The organism is Streptomyces sp. DT190 (genome assembly GCF_049846985.1).
In the GTDB taxonomy this organism is placed as follows: Bacteria; Actinomycetota; Actinomycetes; order Streptomycetales; family Streptomycetaceae; genus Streptomyces.
Genome location: NZ_JBNCNM010000092.1, coordinates 1 through 267 on the forward strand (window position 1 = coordinate 1; position 267 = coordinate 267).

The 267-nt window shown below is 74.2% G+C and carries 1 protein-coding gene; it reads right to left on the bottom strand.

Features of this window, described 5'->3' with window-relative positions; translation table 11 throughout:
* Positions 1 to 267, bottom strand: a 267-nt coding sequence (locus ACPXCS_RS39740; protein WP_425971262.1) for an acyl carrier protein, incomplete at both ends; no start/stop codon positions are given.

Sequence of the window (267 nt, forward strand, 5' to 3'; positions counted from 1 at the left end):
TCAGCGAATCCAGGCCCAGATCCTTCAGCACCTGCCCCGCAGCCACCCCCTCACCGGCGTCCATGCCCAACACCACGCCAGCCTCACGCCGCACCAGCACCGTCAACTCGGCCAGCCGCTGCGCCGACGGCAACCGCGCAAGCCGCTCCCCCAGCCCCGACACCCCGCCCGGACCCGTGCCCGTGCCCGAGCCGGCCTGCCGGCGCGGAGCACGCACCAGATGCCGCAACAACACCGGAACGTCCTGCGGGCTGCGCCGCAACCCCG